The 17,759-nt window shown below is 43.6% G+C and carries 13 protein-coding genes; 5 read left to right on the top strand and 8 right to left on the bottom strand.

What is annotated here, in order from left to right:
• From NDN11_RS05135 to NDN11_RS05115, 5 genes are read right to left on the bottom strand one after another with little or no spacing between them, the layout of a single operon-like run.
• A complete protein-coding gene (locus tag NDN11_RS05135) occupies positions 1 to 771 on the bottom strand; it encodes an iron ABC transporter ATP-binding protein (protein WP_251110962.1) in 771 nt (256 codons plus the stop codon).
• Positions 768 to 1,718: an iron chelate uptake ABC transporter family permease subunit gene (locus tag NDN11_RS05130; RefSeq protein ID WP_251110961.1), complete on the bottom strand. Its 951-nt coding sequence runs from the start codon at positions 1,716 to 1,718 to the stop codon at positions 768 to 770. The genes NDN11_RS05135 and NDN11_RS05130 overlap by 4 nt, the downstream gene beginning before the upstream one ends.
• The gene (locus NDN11_RS05125) at positions 1,715 to 2,659 is read right to left on the bottom strand and encodes an ABC transporter permease (protein ID WP_251110960.1); all 945 of its coding nucleotides are present in this window, start codon (positions 2,657 to 2,659) and stop codon (positions 1,715 to 1,717) included. The genes NDN11_RS05130 and NDN11_RS05125 overlap by 4 nt, the downstream gene beginning before the upstream one ends.
• Entirely contained in the window at positions 2,650 to 4,428 is a 1,779-nt protein-coding gene (locus NDN11_RS05120) for an ABC transporter ATP-binding protein (RefSeq protein WP_251110959.1), read from the bottom strand. The genes NDN11_RS05125 and NDN11_RS05120 overlap by 10 nt, the downstream gene beginning before the upstream one ends.
• A complete protein-coding gene (locus tag NDN11_RS05115; protein ID WP_251110958.1) occupies positions 4,422 to 6,224 on the bottom strand; it encodes an ABC transporter ATP-binding protein in 1,803 nt (600 codons plus the stop codon). The genes NDN11_RS05120 and NDN11_RS05115 overlap by 7 nt, the downstream gene beginning before the upstream one ends.
• 273 nt (positions 6,225 to 6,497) lie before the next feature.
• Here NDN11_RS05115 and NDN11_RS05110 point away from each other — a divergent pair, with 273 nt between their 5' ends.
• The gene (locus NDN11_RS05110) at positions 6,498 to 7,046 is read left to right on the top strand and encodes a TetR/AcrR family transcriptional regulator (RefSeq protein WP_228284327.1); all 549 of its coding nucleotides are present in this window, start codon (positions 6,498 to 6,500) and stop codon (positions 7,044 to 7,046) included.
• 160 nt (positions 7,047 to 7,206) lie between these two features.
• Here NDN11_RS05110 and NDN11_RS05105 read toward each other — a convergent pair whose 3' ends face one another.
• Entirely contained in the window at positions 7,207 to 9,450 is a 2,244-nt protein-coding gene (locus NDN11_RS05105; protein ID WP_167248085.1) for a TonB-dependent siderophore receptor, read from the bottom strand.
• A 271-nt stretch (positions 9,451 to 9,721) separates the two neighbouring features.
• Entirely contained in the window at positions 9,722 to 10,210 is a 489-nt protein-coding gene (soxR, locus tag NDN11_RS05100; protein ID WP_167248084.1) for a redox-sensitive transcriptional activator SoxR, read from the bottom strand.
• Positions 10,211 to 10,531: 321 nt separating this feature from the next.
• Here soxR and NDN11_RS05095 point away from each other — a divergent pair, with 321 nt between their 5' ends.
• Genes NDN11_RS05095 through adeC form a run of 4 tightly spaced genes read left to right on the top strand, consistent with a single transcriptional unit; the run spans position 10,532 to position 16,586 of the window.
• Entirely contained in the window at positions 10,532 to 10,960 is a 429-nt protein-coding gene (locus tag NDN11_RS05095) for a DoxX family protein (RefSeq protein WP_167248083.1), read from the top strand.
• Positions 10,957 to 12,060 carry an efflux RND transporter periplasmic adaptor subunit gene (locus NDN11_RS05090; RefSeq protein ID WP_251110957.1) on the top strand — a complete coding sequence of 368 codons (1,104 nt, stop codon included), beginning with the start codon at positions 10,957 to 10,959 and terminating at the stop codon, positions 12,058 to 12,060. Before NDN11_RS05095 ends, NDN11_RS05090 begins: the two co-directional genes overlap by 4 nt.
• Before the next feature lie 12 nt (positions 12,061 to 12,072).
• Positions 12,073 to 15,156: a MexW/MexI family multidrug efflux RND transporter permease subunit gene (locus NDN11_RS05085; protein ID WP_251110956.1), complete on the top strand. Its 3,084-nt coding sequence runs from the start codon at positions 12,073 to 12,075 to the stop codon at positions 15,154 to 15,156.
• The gene (adeC, locus tag NDN11_RS05080) at positions 15,153 to 16,586 is read left to right on the top strand and encodes an AdeC/AdeK/OprM family multidrug efflux complex outer membrane factor (RefSeq protein ID WP_285292133.1); all 1,434 of its coding nucleotides are present in this window, start codon (positions 15,153 to 15,155) and stop codon (positions 16,584 to 16,586) included. Before NDN11_RS05085 ends, adeC begins: the two co-directional genes overlap by 4 nt.
• Positions 16,587 to 16,799: 213 nt before the next feature.
• On the opposite strand, the gene NDN11_RS05075 is transcribed toward adeC, so the two are convergent.
• Positions 16,800 to 17,723: an alpha/beta hydrolase gene (locus tag NDN11_RS05075; protein ID WP_251110955.1), complete on the bottom strand. Its 924-nt coding sequence runs from the start codon at positions 17,721 to 17,723 to the stop codon at positions 16,800 to 16,802.
• Positions 17,724 to 17,759 lie beyond the last annotated feature (36 nt).

Below are 17,759 nucleotides of genomic sequence, written 5' to 3'. Positions count from 1 at the left end.
TCAAACTCCAGCTGAGTTGAAGTAATTGCACATATAGCCGCGTGTGCTGTTGCTAATTTCAAAATCAAGTTCATACAGATCACTTAAGCGCTGTTCTGTCATCACTTGTTGAGTTGGACCGCTAAAATGAAGATTGCCGTGTTTTAATGCGACAATATGATCTGAATAATTGGCTGCAAAATTGATGTCATGTATGACTAAAATAATCGTACGCCCCTGCTCGTCACACAAACGTCGCAAGGCTTGCATGATCTGAACCGCATGTTTCATATCTAAATTATTTAAAGGTTCATCTAAAAGCAGAACATCGGTTTGCTGCGCAATGGTCATGGCTAAAAAAGCCATCTGTCGCTGTCCACCACTCAATTCATCCAGATAAGAGCTGCGTAGTGCTTCCAAGTTTAAAAATTGAATCGCCGCATTAACCAGATCTTGGTCTGTTGCTGTCAGCTTGCCGTGGCTATATGGAAATCGGCCATATGCCACTAATTCTTCAACTGTCATTCGCAACTTAAAATCAGGTGATTGACGCAGCGTGGCAACATGCTTGGCATATTCTGCAATCTTGATCTCTGCAATGTTTTTCTGCTTAAACAGGATCTCGCCATGATCAGCCCTAGATAAACGAGCCATCATCATCAGTAAAGTTGATTTACCTGCACCATTCGGACCGATCAATGAGGTGATTTGTTGTGAGGGGAATTCAAGATTGAGGTTGGTAATGACAGACTTATTGCCATACGATTTATGCAGGTTGTGAATTTTAATCATGTCAAACCTCTGGCACGAAGCATCAGTGTTAGAAAATAAATACCGCAGACCAGATTGACCAAAATACTGACCGTGGTTTTGTAATTAAAAACATGCTCAACCAAAATCTGAGCTACAAGAAAGATGCTAATCGCAATGACACATCCCACTGCCAAACTAAATTTATGCTTGAGATTGCCGACAAGCGCATAGGCTGTGTTGGCAATAAACACGCCCATAAATGCGGTAGGACCAATTAAACTGGTCGAAATTGCAAGCAATAAAGCAATCAATGCCAGATAAAATTGCATCGCTTGATGATGATCAATTCCTAAAGAAATCGCTTGTTCGCGCCCCAAAACCAAGACATCTAAAATTGCTAACCTTTTGCGTAATAATAAAAAGATCACCAATACAATTGGGGTAGCATAAATCAGTGTCGTGGGCTGTACACGATTAAATGAGGCATAACTTAACGCTTGGAAAACTGAGAATTCTCCGGGGCTGATTTTGAGCTGAACAAACTGTGTTGCAGTGCCCATCACCATGGTCAATACCAAGCCGATCAGCAACAGCTGAAACACATCCATCTGCTCACGTGTCAATAGATATCGATGTATCAGCCATGAATAAAGCAGCATGACCAAGATCGAGACAAAAAAATGCCCCTCTACCCCAAACCAAGGCAGTGTTTGCGTTCCCATCAGAAACAGCAGCATGACCTGCCACAATAAGTAAACTGCTTCATAACCCATAATGGAGGGCGTCAAAATACGGTTACCGACGAGGGTCTGAAATATAATCGAGGAAAATGCAACACAGATGCCGCCCAATATAATCGTAGCCAACCGTAACAGACGTTTAGGAATAACATGGTCAAAATCAAAACCTGAACCCATAAACACAAATCCAATCGCCAATCCAATCGCTACGAAAATAATCAAACCCAACTTTGTATTGTTGTTCATGTGCGAAGCCCTCTCAAAATCAATATGAGAAAGACCAGCCCCCCGACACCGCCAGCGGTCAGCCCAATCGGGACTTCAAATGGATAGAGAAGGCTGCGTCCAATAATGTCGCAAAAGAGCAGTAAACAAGCGCCACTCAGGGCCACGATAGGCAATGTTTTGGCAAGATTCTCTCCATATTTCAATGCCACCAGATTTGGAATCACCAAGCCAACAAAAGGAATGGCACCGACGGTGATAACCGTGACGGAAATGGTAATTGCCACCAAAAGCAAACCGATTGTGACCGTGCTTGCATAACCAAGGCCAAGGCTCGTCGCCATCTCCTCGCCCATACCAAGCACTGTCAAACGATGTGCAAAGACATAGGTCAATATGACTACAGGAAAGATAATGAAAATGATTTCATAATGGCCTTGTACTACACGGGAAAAATCACCGAGTAGCCAAGCTTGCATGCTTTGTAGAATATTATTTTGATAAGCATAGAATTCGGCCAATGCACTCAGAACACTGCCATAGATCAAACCAATAACTGGAATCAATACGGTGTTTCGAAATCGAATACCACGGATGATTGCGATAAAAAGTACACTGGCCAACAAGCAAAACAACATTGCAAAAATCATTTTCGTAATGAGCGTTGCTGTTGGAATTAGTGTTAAGGAGATCAGAATGCCGAGCTTTGCTGCATCCAACCCTCCAGTTGTACCAGGTTCAACAAAGCGATTACGCACAATATGCTGCAAAATTACACCGCAGATCGATAGACCAACCCCAGTCAAAATAATGGCAAGCAAGCGAGGAATTCGACTCGCAGTCAAGGTCAGCCAAACATCACTAGACTGGCTAAACAATGCTGACCACTCTAGCTGCTGAGCACCAATCAAAAGTGAAAGGATGCACAGCAGACAAAAGCTAATCACTAAAATCAAGGGCATTGCAGTTGTCTCGCAACTTGAGGGGCTTGTCCAATCTGCCACCCTTTAATCATCTGGCTTTGTTGCAAATAACGTGAATAATGCCCCTGCATCAAACGTAATTGTTGAGGGGTCCCTTGCTCAACGACTTGCCCCTGATCCAACACAATAATCTGATCTGCAGCAGCGATTGTTGCCAACTGATGTGCAATCACCAAAATGGTTTTTTGACCACGTAGCTGATTCAACAACTCACAGATAATGGCCTGATTTTCAGGATCTAAAGCTGCTGTCGCTTCATCGACCAAGAGAATAGGCGCATCCTTAATCAAAGCACGGGCAATCGCAATCCGTTGTCTTTCACCGCCAGATAAGCGTACACCACCCTCACCAACCAGCGTGTTAAGCCCCTCAGGCAAACGGGCAAGCATTTCTGCGATTCCCACCTGCTCAACCACCTGCATGACTTGATCATCTGTTGCATTCGAGTTACCCATCCGAATGTTCTCTCCGATACTGCCAGCAAACAAATAATTTTCTTGGAAAATCTGACTGATCTGCCCTATCAACTGCGTATAAGGCAGTTGCTTTACATCAACACCACCAACCAGAACCTGTCCTCGGTTTGCATCAAAGAAACGAGCAACCAATTTAGTTAAGCTGGTTTTACCTGAACCTGATGCCCCAATCAGTGCGGTCATACTGCCAGATGCAACTCGTAAATCTACGCCTTGCAATACATAAGGCTGATCATCTTGATAGCGGAAATAGACATCTTTAAATTCTATCGAGTGATCACACAAGGGTTGAACAGCTTGGGATTCGTGCAAGGGATGTTCGTTAAAAATAGCTTGTATTGCCGCAAGTTGGCTCTTGGCATGACGTAAAACCTCGCTATAACCAGCAACCTCAAGCAAGGCATCAACAAATCGGCAAATCAATAATAAAGAAACACCCAGACTGGCAAATGCAGCCACGGTGGTGGTATCAACGGCTTGAAAAGGCAACCAGAATACAACCGTCATCAACATCAAGATGAACACAGCTTGAATCACCCAGATATTTAAAACGGCTGCACAGGATGACAATATGATGAGTTTTAGACCTGAGCGACGTTGCTGCCTGATTGCATCGTCTAAAAAACGCTGGCTATCGCCTTCTCCATTAAAAGCACGGAAAACCGATTGAGCCTGTGCAAACTCCACCATCCGTTGACTTGTTTCAGCAAATCTTTGTTGATAAACCTGATCGCTATGATGCGCAATTTTCGAACTCAACCAGAACACCGCGACCATAATCGGAATTGCAATGAGTGCGATCAATCCAAGCAGGCTATGAGTCAGCAATAAAGCAATAACAATAATCAGTGGCGTAACTACGCCTGTAATTAAGGGGGTAAAAACGTGTGCAGGCAGTTGCGCTACAGACATCATGCCCTGCGTCACCAGATGATTAAAGCTTGCTGTATTTTGCGGATTAAACCACCCTACCGCTAAGCCAGCGACATGGTTGCCAAGACCTAAACGCGCACGTTCTAAAACGGCAATCCCCACCCGTATACCCATCTGCTCTACAATCCGTCGGAGCAACCAACAGAGAATGACAGTGATCACCAATACACTCAGCCACAGCATAATTTGATCAAACTGTCCGAGTAATAATTGTGACAAGATAAAGGCCAATAGCAGAATGCTCACACCACAAATCAGACCATAGAACACGGTGATGCTGATGTAACGATAAAAAACAGCTATGTCATCGCCCAATAATCGAGTAAAGGTTTTTAGCATGTCTCTACTCCTTGTAAGCCTGAGGCATGTTTTTCAGTATGTGACCATAATTGGGCATACAAGGCTCGGTTGTTTAACAGTGCGGTATGTGTTCCATGTTCAATCACTTTGCCTTGATCAAGCACAATAATCTGATCCGCATGCATAATCGTATTCAAACGATGTGCAATCACTAAAACCGTTCGCCCTTGTGCCAGAACTGCAAGTGCCTCCTGAATGGCAATTTCATTTTCGACATCTGCTGCCGCTGTTGCCTCATCTAAAACCAGTACTGGTGAATTCAACAAGATTGCCCGAGCAATCGCGATTCTTTGCCGTTCACCACCCGATAACTGAATATCGTCACCCACAATCGCAGCATATTGTTTAGCTTCAGCCATAATACGTTGATGCACATTTGCAGCTTTTGCAGCCTGCTCAATTTCTGCCTGAGTCGCAGTCGAGCGCCCAAGTGCAATATTCTCAGCGATACTGGCATGGATCAGTCGCGTGTCCTGTAACACAAAGCCAATATGCTGATACAGCACAGAGGGCGCAATTTCCCGAAGATCAATACCACCCAATGTGATATGCCCTTCAGTTGGGTCAAAAAATCGTAATAGCAATTGGGCAATGGTTGATTTCCCAGCCCCAGAAGGCCCAACAATTGCGGTAACAGTGTTAGGCTGAAGCGAAAAATTCAGCTGAGAAACCACAGGATGCTTTGCATCATAGGCATAGCTGACCTGATTAAAACAAATCTGACTGTCTTGAATTGGTAATAATTGCTGCGGTGAAACAACGTCTAATATAGGTGTTTTTAATAGTGTTAATACCCTCTGTGCCGCCCCCTGACTGGCATGTACATCATGCAACAAGGTATGCAGCAATAGCACAGGCGCAGAAATTGCGGGTGCGACCAATACAAAAGGTAATACATCAAGCGGATGTGACCAGCCTAAATAACTGAATAAAGCAGCACCAATCAAAACAACACCCAAAATGGTAATCGGTGAAATGAGTGCGTGCGCATGTGCCATAGACTTTACGAGTGGACGAGTAAAGGATTTAAATGCCTGAGCAAATGAATACACAGCTTGTTGATAAGATGCAGAAGCCTGCCCCGTCTGGCCAAATGTTTTTACAATCGGAATTGCATGAATAAACTCAACCGCAGCACTATTAATATGCCCAAGTTGCGTTGCAAACTCCTGAATATTACTTTCACTGGCATGTAATGCTTTGCGTAAAAAAAGGAAAAAGCCCACAAATGGCAATAAAGCCAAAACAGCCATACGCCAATCCATCATGAATAGAAAAATGGCAGCGATTAAAATCGTGCCGATGGCTCGACCAAATGCTGGGAAAAAATGTGCCGTTAAACTATGTAGTAGACCAATATCATCCTGCATCAGTTGTTTTACTTCGCCAGAGTTTCGACTTGTAAACCAACCCAGCGGAACTTGAGTCAACCGTTTGGTAATTTTTTGGGTCAATAAACCGGTAATTTTATGGTCAGCCAAATGGGCAATAAACTCACTGAGCGTGATCAACAACATACCGATTAACAAACAGCATATTCCCATCACAACCCAAGTGACGGTATCGGCAGTGATTTGTCCTGTCTCTAAAATACTGATATCGACTGAAAGTGCTTTGACCAGATAAACAACACCGATCACAGGAAGCAAACTTAACATCGCCCCTAGCACTGCAGTCAATGAGGCTAAAACTAAATACCCACGTATTGGCTTTAATATGAAATTTAAAGGATTGGAATCTTGGAGCCGACCTTGTTCTACACGACTTGCACACATAACAGCATCAATCCTGTGTTTGCTCATTTTTTCATTCAAGCTTTGCTGCTCATCTTTCATACCAACAAGCGGCAATCACCCATAAATACAAATGAGAATTAATATCAATAGATTTAGTTGCATTGTAGTAAACTAATTCAATAAAGTAAACGATTTGACCCCCTAGCAATGTCATGGCAACATGAAAAAATTGAATTTTATGGAATACAGATGGCCTCTCTCAGCAAATCTCCCGCACGCGGACGCCCACGGACAATTACACATGAGCGCATCATGAATGCAGGTATTGAGATCGGTTTACTCAACATCACTTTTGTTGGCGTTGCAGCGGCTTTGGGAATCAGCCATATGGCGTTGTACAAACACATTTCCAGCCTTGAAGAACTCAAGTACATGATTGCTGAAGAGATTTTCACACGATGGGAAATCCCGTTACCATCTGCAACCCGTGCTGTACCACTCAAAGATTATCTGCTTGAATTCATGCACTCTATTCGTGAATTAGTAAAGTCAAACCCGGGTCTGACGCCTTACTTAATTCGCAGAATGGCTTCTACCCCATCAATGGTGGCTAAAATTGGCACGCATCATCAAGTCGTTGCTCAAGCCTACTCGTTGTCGCTTGATCAAGCCCGTTGGCTCAATTCCACCATCGCCTTTCATTGTATTGCTGTGGCGGATACGATCTATACGGTGGCAGGGAAAGAACCCACTCAAGCACCAGACCGAGCCAGTGAAGAAGCAGAAATGGAAGCCGAATTTATGGACAGTATGCAGGCTTTAATTATTGGAACATTAGCCTTGCTTGAAACAAAAAAATGATAGTGCTTGTTTTAATCTAATGATGAATTCCCGATCAAGTTAATGTGACCCGAACAAAGAAGAGAATTCTACTCAATTCATTTTTATTATTTTTAATCAAGGCATATTCTGATCGATATGCCTTGATTTTTATTTGCACAAATTCCTATTGTTGTCTTGCTTAGAATCTTGCACGCAGTGATAAAGTTACGTTACGTGGCTCGCCCCAATAAACGCCATTGTAGAAACCGACCTGTTGATAATATTTTTCATCAAATAAATTATTCACTTGTAAGTTTGCACTGAATGATTCATTGAAGGTATATCCCATATTGGCACTTGCCAAGAAGTAAGCATCTTGTCGTACATAGCCATCTGAGTTTTTAGGTGCACTGCTCGATTTACTCACCACCTCACTTTGCCAATTCACACCAAAACCAATATTGAATTTGTTGGCACCGTCCCATAGCTGTTCAGGGAGTTTGAAGTTGGTGTAGATTTTGACTTGATTCTGAGGAAGGGTTGTTGAAGCCTTTACGGTTTCTGAACTTATGCTGTTCACATAGGTATAACCCGCAGTAATATTCCACGTCGGTGTAATTCGTCCAATTGCTTCCAGCTCAAAGCCTTCAATTTTCAACCCCTCACCCGAAGCTTTCATTGGCTCTCCACCATCATCTGTTTTAGTTATGCCTGCTGCAATCGCCTCTTCATCACGAATTGCAACATTCTCTTTTTTCGACCAGAACGCAGCAGCAGTTGCCAAAAGTTGGTCATCCAATAAACTGGCTTTTAGACCTGCCTCATAGCTTTTACCTGTTTCAGGTTCTAAGAAACTGTTATTACGGTCTTTTTGGCTGCTTGGATTAAACATATCGGTATAACTGGCATAGGCAGTTACAATATCGTTGATCGCATAAGTGGTACCGAAATAAGGCGTAAAAGCATCGGTTTTCACATCACTCTTCGTACCATTGGTGGCTGAATAATCACTATAACGCCCCCCTACAATCAATTTTAGATCATCTGTCAGGTTTAGCTTTAAGGTGCTGTATGCACCATAATTACGCTGTTTTGCATCTTTAGTCGAAGGGGTAACGGTGTAGCCAGGTTTAGGCGTTGTATTACCATCCCATGTCCGCCAATCATTGATCACACAAGTATCACCAATATTATTAGAAGGTTGTGTTACGTTGTTCACTTTCTTGGTACAAGTCAATTGATTACTGGCAATACCATCAATAAATCCACCCGGGCTGTCCGTAGAACGATCAAAGCCATTTCCACCTATGACCAACTCATGCTCACGATTAAATAATTTAAACGGTCCACTGGCAAACAACTCTAAGCTGGTCTTTTTAGATTCAGATGTTGGATACACTGTTGACCAAACCCCAACGCCAGTTCCATCATTTTGATTAGGAAAACCAGAGCCACCATAAGACATCAGCCAAAAACTTTTGGACAATGAATGTGAAGCAGCTGCCTTAATCATCCAGTTGTTATCAAATTTATAGGTCAAATCAGCAAATACGGTTTTATCACTTTGACTGATGGTATTCCAGCGATTTGCCAAGCTGAAATTGCGCGGTAAATTGGCCAGCGAACCATCTTGATTCCAGTATGGTACAGTTCCCCATGTTGAACCACGTGGTTGGTTGTCTTGATATTGAAAACCAATACTGCCTGTTAATTGATCCGTAATATCCGCTTCAACCATCGCCATCGCTGCTAAGGTTTCAAGAGAGTAATAATCCATATAGGATTCACCCTCACGTCGTGCTGCCATCACGCGGCTACGTACACTGCCATCAGCCGTCAAAGGGATTGAAACATCCGCCTCATTACGAATGGTATTCCAGCGACTAAATGACGTAGCAACCGAACCCGTCAACTCTTTTGCAGGTCGTTTACGAATCATATTGATGGTTGCAGACGGGTTTCCTGTAGATCCTGTTAAACCTGTTGCCCCCTTCACCACTTCAATACGGTCAAAGAAAAAACTATCAACACGTGGGCTATTCTCTCCAATTGGCATGCCATCAATTTGACGATTGCTAATCGCATAGCCTCGCGCAGAATAATTTGAGCGTTCACTATCGTTTTTAGTGACCGTAACACCTGGGGTGGCTGCAAGTACATCATCAATAATATTGAGATTACGTTGCTCAATCTGTTCACGCGTAATGACACTGACTGATTGTGGTGTTTCTTTTAAGGAAAGTTTTAACTTGGAGGACGTACGAGATGATTTTGCTTGGAAGCTTTCACTACCTTCCGTTTTTTCATCATCGGCTGCAACCTTAATGGTTGGGAGTACGCTTGCGCCCTGTTCTTGCGCAAAAGCGTGATGTGAGAATGCCCCGAAAATAAGAATCGATTTTATCGCAATATTTAAAGCAGATTGTCTAAGCTGATTGTTCATAATGCTACAATTAATTAAATAAGAATCATTATTATTATCAATATCACTACAAAAATAAATGCAGAATTCACAATTGCTTAATATTTATTTGATCTTTTGGGCAAAAAAGGAAAACGAATCATCAATAGCTCAAAATGATAATTAAACCCGTCGAAACAGCAATGTACGTCGATTCAGGACAGGAGCTCAGTTAAAAAAATTTCCACTTATACTTTCTGTAGTCGATATAAAGCGTATCCTTCCAACTTAAAATCATGTTAATTATTATTTTTCAATTGTTTAAATTTATTATTGAATCATCCTCGCGTTCTAAAATACGGGGGCCTGAGCCCAGCTCTGCCAAGATATCTTCTGGATTACGTAAACGACATTGTTCCAAAGACAAACACCCGCAGCCAATACACCAGTCCATTTCATCTCTTAAACGAGTCAGCTTTTGAATACGTTCATCTAAGTCTTTGCGCCAACAAGTGGATAGTTCAGCCCACTGTTCGGCCGTTAACTTGCTACCTATTGGGTAAACACTCAACGCTTTTTTAATTTCTTCCAATGAAATTCCAACTTTTTGTGCGACTTTAATAATTCCGATATAGCGCAGCACAGACAAAGGATAACGACGTTGATTGCCATTAGTACGAATACTTTTAATCAGTCCTTTGGACTCGTAAAAATGCAAAGTTGAAACAGCGACACCACTTCGTTTAGCCACTTCCCCAACCGTCAGCATCCGATTGATATCAATTTTTCGTTCGAGTGTCATGCGTTCAATATCTCAAGATTACTTTAGGTTTTATAGTTGATGGCAAAGCAATTTGTCAATTTAAAGCCTCGCATCATGATTCAAAAATTAGCCATTTACTCAACATCAAATTGATAAAAAGTCCCAGAAGTATCGACAGAAATTATGCCCTTTCTGCTTCTGAACATGAGCTTTTCTGATCTTTAATTTTCTAGCTTCCCCATTGACCTCAACATAACTTGAGGTTCTAGACTGCATACCACTGCATTATTAAATGCAAATAAGCAATTCATTTTTAATGTTTTTCAGCAGTCTGTCTGCATCTACTCAGGAAATACGCCTATGCCGTACTTCATTAAATTAAGTTTGGAAAGCCAATGGTTATGGATCATTAGCAGGTGTTGTCTAGCACTGTTATTTTTTAGCTCAGGTCTCAGCAAAGTGCTTGATGTGGAAACAGGATTTCAAGAAATGCACGCAGCTGGTTTAGAGCCTACATGGTTATTTAACTATGCCTCAGCGCTGATTTTACTTGTGGGTGCATACAGTATTTTGTTTGATCGCTACATTTGGTTAGGCGCTGCACTGCTCTCTGTATTTTTAGTGATTACGATTGTATTGGTACATACCTTTTGGAACATGTCAGGGCTACAAGCACAAATCTCGCTTTATTTTGCACTTGAACACATTTCAGTGATTGGTGGCTTAATCGGTACTGCAATTGCCAGCCACTTTCGTCAGCAGCTGCAAGAAGTCGGAGTAATCGCATGAACACAAAACTGCGTATTTTTTTGATTATCAGTATTTTAATATTTATTGCTGTAGCTGCTTATGTTTTTTTTAAATCCCGCTCAGCAGATCATTCATCCAGCTATAGTTATCCCCCTGTCAAGGTCGCACTAACAACAGTCAAGCAACAAGTCACGCCCCGTATTCTGTCCAGTATTGGTGAGTTGGAAGCGATACGACAAGTTCAAGTCTCTGCTGAGAGTACTGGTGTGATTGAACAGATTTATTTTCAATCAGGGCAATACGTCAAAAAAGGACAATTACTGGTTCAACTGAAAACCAATGTAGAACAAGGCAATTTAGGGCGGCTACAAGCCAAGCTGAAACAGGCAGAAATGACCTATCACCGCACCAAACAACTGATTGATAGCAATGCGATTTCACGTGCTGAACTAGATACAGCATTGGCCGACAGGGATATGACCCGTGCTGAAATCCAGCAACTGCAAGCCCAGATTGAACAAAAATCCATTCGCGCTCCCTTCTCTGGTGTGATCGGGATTCGCCAAGTTCATCAGGGGCAATATCTTGAAGCAGGCACCAGTATTGCCAATCTGGTCGATACACAGCAACTACTTGCCAATTTCACACTGAATGAACAACTAGCTGCAAGATTAAAAACAGGCCAAGCCGTTCAATTAAAAATAGATGCCTTTCCTGAACAAAGTTTCTCTGCCGTAGTGAATGCGATTGATCCAATGGTGAGTAAATCTAGAACCATGACAGGACAGGCACTGCTCAATAATCAGCATCAACAGTTAAAACCAGGCATGTATGCAAAACTGGACATACAGGAAGCCAACCTCCCCAGCTTAGTCATACCTGAAACTGCAATTACTTATACCGCCTATGGCAATACTGTTTTTCTAGTGAAACATGATCAACAGAAACAAACTGTACAACGTGTTGCGGTCGAACTCGGCGAGCGTTATCAAGGTTGGGTTGAAGTGCAATCGGGTATTAAAGCAGGTGACCAAGTGGTGGTTTCTGGTCAAGTTCGTCTCAGTGATGGCATGCAAATCGAGCCAACGACGAATAGCTTGGAACAAGCCCAATCTTCCAAAACCAAGACAAAGGTTTAGGGAGAAACGCAGATGAAATTTACCGATCTTTTTGTGAAACGTCCCGTATTGGCGCTGGTTGTAAGTACCCTGATTTTATTAGCAGGTTTATTTTCACTGAATAAATTACCAATTCGCCAATACCCCTTATTAGAAAGTTCAACCATCAGTATCAGCACAGAATACCCAGGTGCATCGGCTGAACTGATGCAAGGTTTTGTCACGCAACCGATTGCACAAGCGGTCTCTTCTGTTGAGGGCATTGATTATCTCAGCTCTTCCTCAGTGCAAGGCCGCAGTGTCATAACCTTGCGCATGCAACTCAACCGAGACTCCACTCAAGCCCTGACCGAAGTCATGGCCAAGGTCAACCAAGTTCGCTACAAATTGCCTGAACAGGCATTTGACCCTGTAATTGAACGCTCTTCAGGCGAATCGACCGACGTAGCGTATATTGGCTTTTCCAGTGAACAGCTGTCTATGCCCGAGCTAACCGACTATCTGTCACGGGTAGTTGAACCGATGCTGTCAACCATTGAAGGCGTGGCAAAAGTTCAAACCTATGGTAGCCAACGCCTTGCCATGCGGATCTGGCTAGATGCAGACCGTTTGGCCAGTCGGGGTGTGACTGCTGCCGATGTCGCCAGTGCGATTCGTCAAAACAACTACCAAGCTGCGCCTGGTCAAATCAAAGGTGAGTTGGTGGTTTCCAATGTCAATGTGTCAACCGAGCTGACCAGTATTCAGGACTTTAAAAATCTGGTGATCAGTAATGATGGGCAGAACCTGATTCATTTGCAGGATGTAGCCACCGTTGAACTCGGTGCAGCATCTACCGAAACCAGTGCCTCAATGGATGGGCAACCCGCAATTTTTATTGGTTTACAGGCGACTCCAACAGGTAATCCACTCGTCATTGTTCAAGGTATTAAGGATAAATTGCCTGAGATACAGAAAACCTTACCCCCGAGTGTTAAAGCCAATCTGGCCTATGAAACCGCTCGCTTTATTGATGCCTCGATTGATGAAGTACTACATACCTTTATCGAAGCCCTGATCATTGTGATTGCCGTGATCTATCTGTGCCTAGGTTCACTCCGTAGTGTCTTGATTCCTGTAGTAACGATTCCACTGTCAATGCTGGGCGCTTTAGGCTTGATGCTGATTTTTGGCTTTAGCATTAACTTACTGACCTTGCTGGCCATGGTACTGGCAATTGGATTGGTGGTGGATGATGCCATTGTGGTGGTGGAAAATGTACACCGTCATATTGAAGAAGGCTTGTCACCTATTGCTGCTGCACTGGTGGGCGCACGTGAAGTCGCAGGCCCCGTGATTGCCATGACCATTACCCTTGCTGCCGTCTATGCACCGATTGGTTTAATGGGTGGATTAACAGGTTCATTATTTAAAGAGTTTGCACTGACCTTAGCAGGAGCGGTTTTAGTCTCAGGGATTATTGCCCTCACCCTCTCCCCTGTGATGAGTTCTTACCTGCTGCAATCCAAGCAGGAAGAAGGTCGAATGGCTAAAGCTGCTGAATGGTTTTTTGAACGTTTAACCCACGTTTACCATAACCTATTGCAATTTTCATTGCAGCATCGCTGGATCACTGTGGTTTTTGCAGTTGCTGTTTTTGCCAGTTTGCCTTTTCTGTATCAACTCCCACAAAAAGAATTGGCGCCGCTAGAAGACCAAGCCAGTGTGCTGACCGCGATCAAGGCACCACAACATGCCAACTTAAACTATGCCGAACACTTCAACTATGAGTTGGATAAAGTGTTCTGGACGCTGCCTGAAACTAGCACCACATGGATTATTAATGGTACGGATGGCTCAGCAGCCAGTTTTGGCGGTACCACCTTATCCAGTTGGGCTGAACGTACGCGCTCTGCAGATGATCTGCAACAGGAACTACAAGCCAAGGTGGGTGCTGTAGAAGGTACTAGTATTTTTGTGTTCCAAAATCCAGCTTTGCCTGGTTCGACAGGCGGCTTGCCAGTACAGATGGTGCTGCGTAGTGCGCAAGACTACGCCACCATTTATCAGACCATGGAAAATATCAAACAAAAAGCCCGTGAGAGTGGTCTATTTGTGGTGGTAGACAGTGATCTAGATTTCAATAATCCAATGCTGAAAATTGAAGTTGATCGCGCCAAAGCCAATAGCTTGGGCATTCGGATGCAGGATATTGGCGAGGCACTGGCGACCCTTGTGGGTGAAAACTATGTCAATCGTTTCAGTATGCTGGGCCGTGCTTATGATGTGATTCCACAAAGTATCAAAAGTCAGCGCCTGACCCCACAAGCATTGACCCAGCAATTTGTACGCACCGATCAGGGGACGTTGATTCCATTGTCTACTATCGTCCATCTGAATGAACAGGTCGAGCCAAATAAACTCACGCAGTTTAATCAGCAGAATGCTGCAACCTTCCAAGCCATACCCGCGCCTGGTGTTTCTTTAGGCCAAGCCTTAGCGTTCCTTGAACAAGTCACGGCTGAGTTACCGACAGGTTTCAGCCATGACTGGCAAGCCGATGCCCGCCAATATATGCAGGAAGGCAATACCCTGTTGTTTGCATTTTTGGCTGCATTGGTGGTGATTTATCTGGTCTTGGCCGCGCAATATGAAAGTCTGGTCGACCCGTTCATTATCTTAATTACTGTGCCCCTATCGATTTGCGGTGCCTTGATTCCTTTGGCACTCGGTTATGCCACGGTCAATATCTATACCCAAATTGGTCTGGTCACCCTGATCGGTTTGATTAGTAAGCATGGCATCCTGATGGTTGAATTTGCCAATGAGTTGCAACTGCATGAAGGGCTAAATAAACAGGCCGCCATTCTTAAAGCGGCACAAATTCGCTTACGCCCGATTCTGATGACCACGGCGGCGATGGTGTTTGGACTTATTCCACTGCTGTTTGCGACAGGTGCGGGCGCACATAGCCGTTTTGGTCTTGGGCTGGTGATTGTATGCGGTATGTTGATTGGCACATTCTTCACCCTGTTTGTATTGCCCACCATTTATAGTCTGCTGGCACGTCAACATAACCAAAGTTCGGCTCGTGTACAGGAACTACAGAAAATTGATGCGATGGAGTCTCAAGCATGAATAACAATCAAGTCTTAGCCAAAACATCTCAGCATCAGTCATACAAGCAAATGATAAGCACTGGGCTCATCATGGCGGCTTTGGCCATATCACTGAGTGGCTGCCAAAATCTTAGACCACAACCACCGATCGTCAGTGCCGATATTCCGAACAGTTATGACCATCCAATTCAAGGCAATTCCATTGCCCACCAAGGCTATCAGCAGTTTCTTGCTGATCCGCGTTTAGTGCAAGTGATTGAGCTAGCCCTCAGTCATAATCGTGATTTACGCAGTGCAAGCCTGAATATTCAACGGGCACAGCAATATTATCAGATCAGGAAAAATGATCAGTTTCCGATGATTGCTGGTCGTGCAGAGCTGCTTCGCCAAGTCTCCCCCACCCTTGATCCCAATAACCCCCGTTCAAGCTTGCAAGTTGGTCTCGGCTTGACGGCTTATGAGCTGGATTTTTGGGGACGGGTTCGCAATCTGAAAGATGCAGCACTAGATCGTTATTTGGCGACCCAAAGTGCGCGTGATGCCATGCAAATCAGTTTGGTCAGTCAAGCCAGCCAAGCTTGGTTGGATTATGCCTTTGCCCATGCACAGTTAAAACTTGCCCAACAAACGCTTGCGACACAATTGAATGCCTATCAGCTCAATCAAAAACGTTTCGATGCAGGCACCGACAGTGAAATTCCCTTGCGTCAGGCACAGATCTCGGTCGAAACGGCACGTCACGATACAGCCAACTACCAAACGCAGTTGCTACAGGCGCAGAATTTACTTAATCTGTTGGTCGGTCAACAGCTTCCTGTAGATCTCTTGCCACAACAACCGATTAAAAACATCAGCACCAACGCAGTTTTAAGTACAGGTTTAAGCAGTGATTTACTGAATAATCGTCCTGATCTTAAACTTGCTGAATATCAATTGCACGAAGCAGGTGCCAATATTGCGGTTGCCAAAGCAGCTTTATTTCCTAGTATTCGATTAACAGGCTCAGCGGGCTATGCATCGACTCAACTCAGTGATCTATTTAAATCAGGCAATGGCATCTGGTCGATTAGCCCTAGTCTGGATCTACCGATCTTTGACTGGGGCACCCGTCAGGCCAATCTCAAAATTTCAAAAATCGAGCAGCAAATCGCGCTGTCGAATTATGAAAAATCCATTCAATCTGCTTTTAGAGAAGTCAATGATAGCCTTGCCACACGTGCCTATATGGATGAACGGATTACTGCACAACAGCGCTTAGTCGATGCGACCAATCGGAACTACAGACTGTCTAATACCCGCTTTCGTGCAGGGATTGATAGTTATTTAAGTGTCTTGGATGCACAACGCTCTCATTATGCTGCTGAGCAAAGTTTATTATTGCTGGAACAGGCACGGCTCAACAATCAGATTGAACTCTATAAAGTATTGGGCGGAGGCTTAACACAATAATCATCACAGGGGTTTTAAGAATGGCTACGGCTATTCTTAAAATCTCATTCAAGCAAAGATAAGCTTGGCTAATAACCAAAAGAGCAGTAGATAAAATAATTGAGTTGATGATTTTATGTCTTATTCTTCACTATGTATTTTTAATACCAGTCAGCGATTTATATAAATGTTAAAAATTAAAATGAACCGTTTAAAAAGTCTAGAACGTGAGGCTTATGTCTTTGCCAATGTCGCTTGAATAAAGTCGCCAATCTCATCTAAGGCCTGTTCAGATTTTTGCACAAAGCGATTAAACATCTGAAAGTTATGCCACATATTTTCATAAACATGTAGATGAACCTGCACACCCTCTTGTTGGGCACGCTTGGCCAGATTGATCGCATCATCCACGAGAATTTCTTCGCTGCCTGCTTGAATCAATAGCGGTGGAAGACTATTTAAATCAGCAAAAATAGGTGAAATACGTGGATCATTAGTTCGTAATTTCCCGCGATATCCATCCCCACCCCGTTTTAAGGCATAGGCGCGAATCATCGGATCTCGTTTGGCATTTTTAAATACTGAAGCCGAGCTTAAGGTGATATCGACATAGGGTGATATCATCACCATTCCAGATGGCAAAATTTGTCCTGCCTCTCTTAATTCCACCGCGAATGCTAAGGCCAAAGCACATCCACCAGAGTCACCACCTAAGATAATTTGCTCTGGCTTCCAGCCATCACTCAATAAATGTTGATAGACCGACTTCACATCCTCCAATGCCGCTGGATAAGGATGTTCAGGTGCACGTCGATAATCCAGCGTATACACGTTGACCTTGGCCCGTGCAGCCAATTCGGTAGCAAGTGCGCGATGGGTTCGTGATGAACCTGCAAAAAAAGCACCGCCATGACAATGCAATAATACCCCTTGCACCTCATCCACAGGCCTTGCCACTTCGACGGGAACAATACGTTGATCCCGTGCATCTCTTAATTTAATCTGCTGTATAGCAACATCGGCTCTGGGTTTAAAAATGCGTGATCCAATCTCCATTGCGCCACGCAAGATCGGAAAAGGTAAAGCCAGACCACTAGCCAGCTTAAAACTCAGCCGCAAACTCATTTTTACGCCTGTTTCGATTATCTGTTGCTGCATTTTGTGCTCCTGTCGATAGCATCACCGAGTCATCAT

It is taken from the genome of Acinetobacter sp. C26M (assembly GCF_023702675.1).
Taxonomy (GTDB): domain Bacteria; phylum Pseudomonadota; class Gammaproteobacteria; order Pseudomonadales; family Moraxellaceae; genus Acinetobacter.
The sequence above is the reverse complement of the archived record's forward strand: the minus strand, read 5'-3'. Positions and strand labels throughout refer to the sequence as shown.

What these genes read in the sequence shown, in the direction of transcription:
- NDN11_RS05105 (WP_167248085.1), bottom strand. Translation starts at nt 9,450, where the DNA reads ATGAACAATCAGCTTAGACAATCTGCTTTAAATATTGCGATAAAATCG.
- NDN11_RS05120 (WP_251110959.1), bottom strand. Translation starts at nt 4,428, where the DNA reads ATGCTAAAAACCTTTACTCGATTATTGGGCGATGACATAGCTGTTTTT.
- NDN11_RS05125 (WP_251110960.1), bottom strand. Translation starts at nt 2,659, where the DNA reads ATGCCCTTGATTTTAGTGATTAGCTTTTGTCTGCTGTGCATCCTTTCA.
- NDN11_RS05115 (WP_251110958.1), bottom strand. Translation starts at nt 6,224, where the DNA reads ATGTGTGCAAGTCGTGTAGAACAAGGTCGGCTCCAAGATTCCAATCCT.
- NDN11_RS05095 (WP_167248083.1), top strand. Translation starts at nt 10,532, where the DNA reads ATGCCGTACTTCATTAAATTAAGTTTGGAAAGCCAATGGTTATGGATC.
- NDN11_RS05090 (WP_251110957.1), top strand. Translation starts at nt 10,957, where the DNA reads ATGAACACAAAACTGCGTATTTTTTTGATTATCAGTATTTTAATATTT.
- NDN11_RS05085 (WP_251110956.1), top strand. Translation starts at nt 12,073, where the DNA reads ATGAAATTTACCGATCTTTTTGTGAAACGTCCCGTATTGGCGCTGGTT.
- NDN11_RS05135 (WP_251110962.1), bottom strand. Translation starts at nt 771, where the DNA reads ATGATTAAAATTCACAACCTGCATAAATCGTATGGCAATAAGTCTGTC.
- NDN11_RS05130 (WP_251110961.1), bottom strand. Translation starts at nt 1,718, where the DNA reads ATGAACAACAATACAAAGTTGGGTTTGATTATTTTCGTAGCGATTGGA.
- NDN11_RS05075 (WP_251110955.1), bottom strand. Translation starts at nt 17,723, where the DNA reads ATGCAGCAACAGATAATCGAAACAGGCGTAAAAATGAGTTTGCGGCTG.
- adeC (WP_285292133.1), top strand. Translation starts at nt 15,153, where the DNA reads ATGAATAACAATCAAGTCTTAGCCAAAACATCTCAGCATCAGTCATAC.
- soxR (WP_167248084.1), bottom strand. Translation starts at nt 10,210, where the DNA reads ATGACACTCGAACGAAAAATTGATATCAATCGGATGCTGACGGTTGGG.
- NDN11_RS05110 (WP_228284327.1), top strand. Translation starts at nt 6,498, where the DNA reads ATGAATGCAGGTATTGAGATCGGTTTACTCAACATCACTTTTGTTGGC.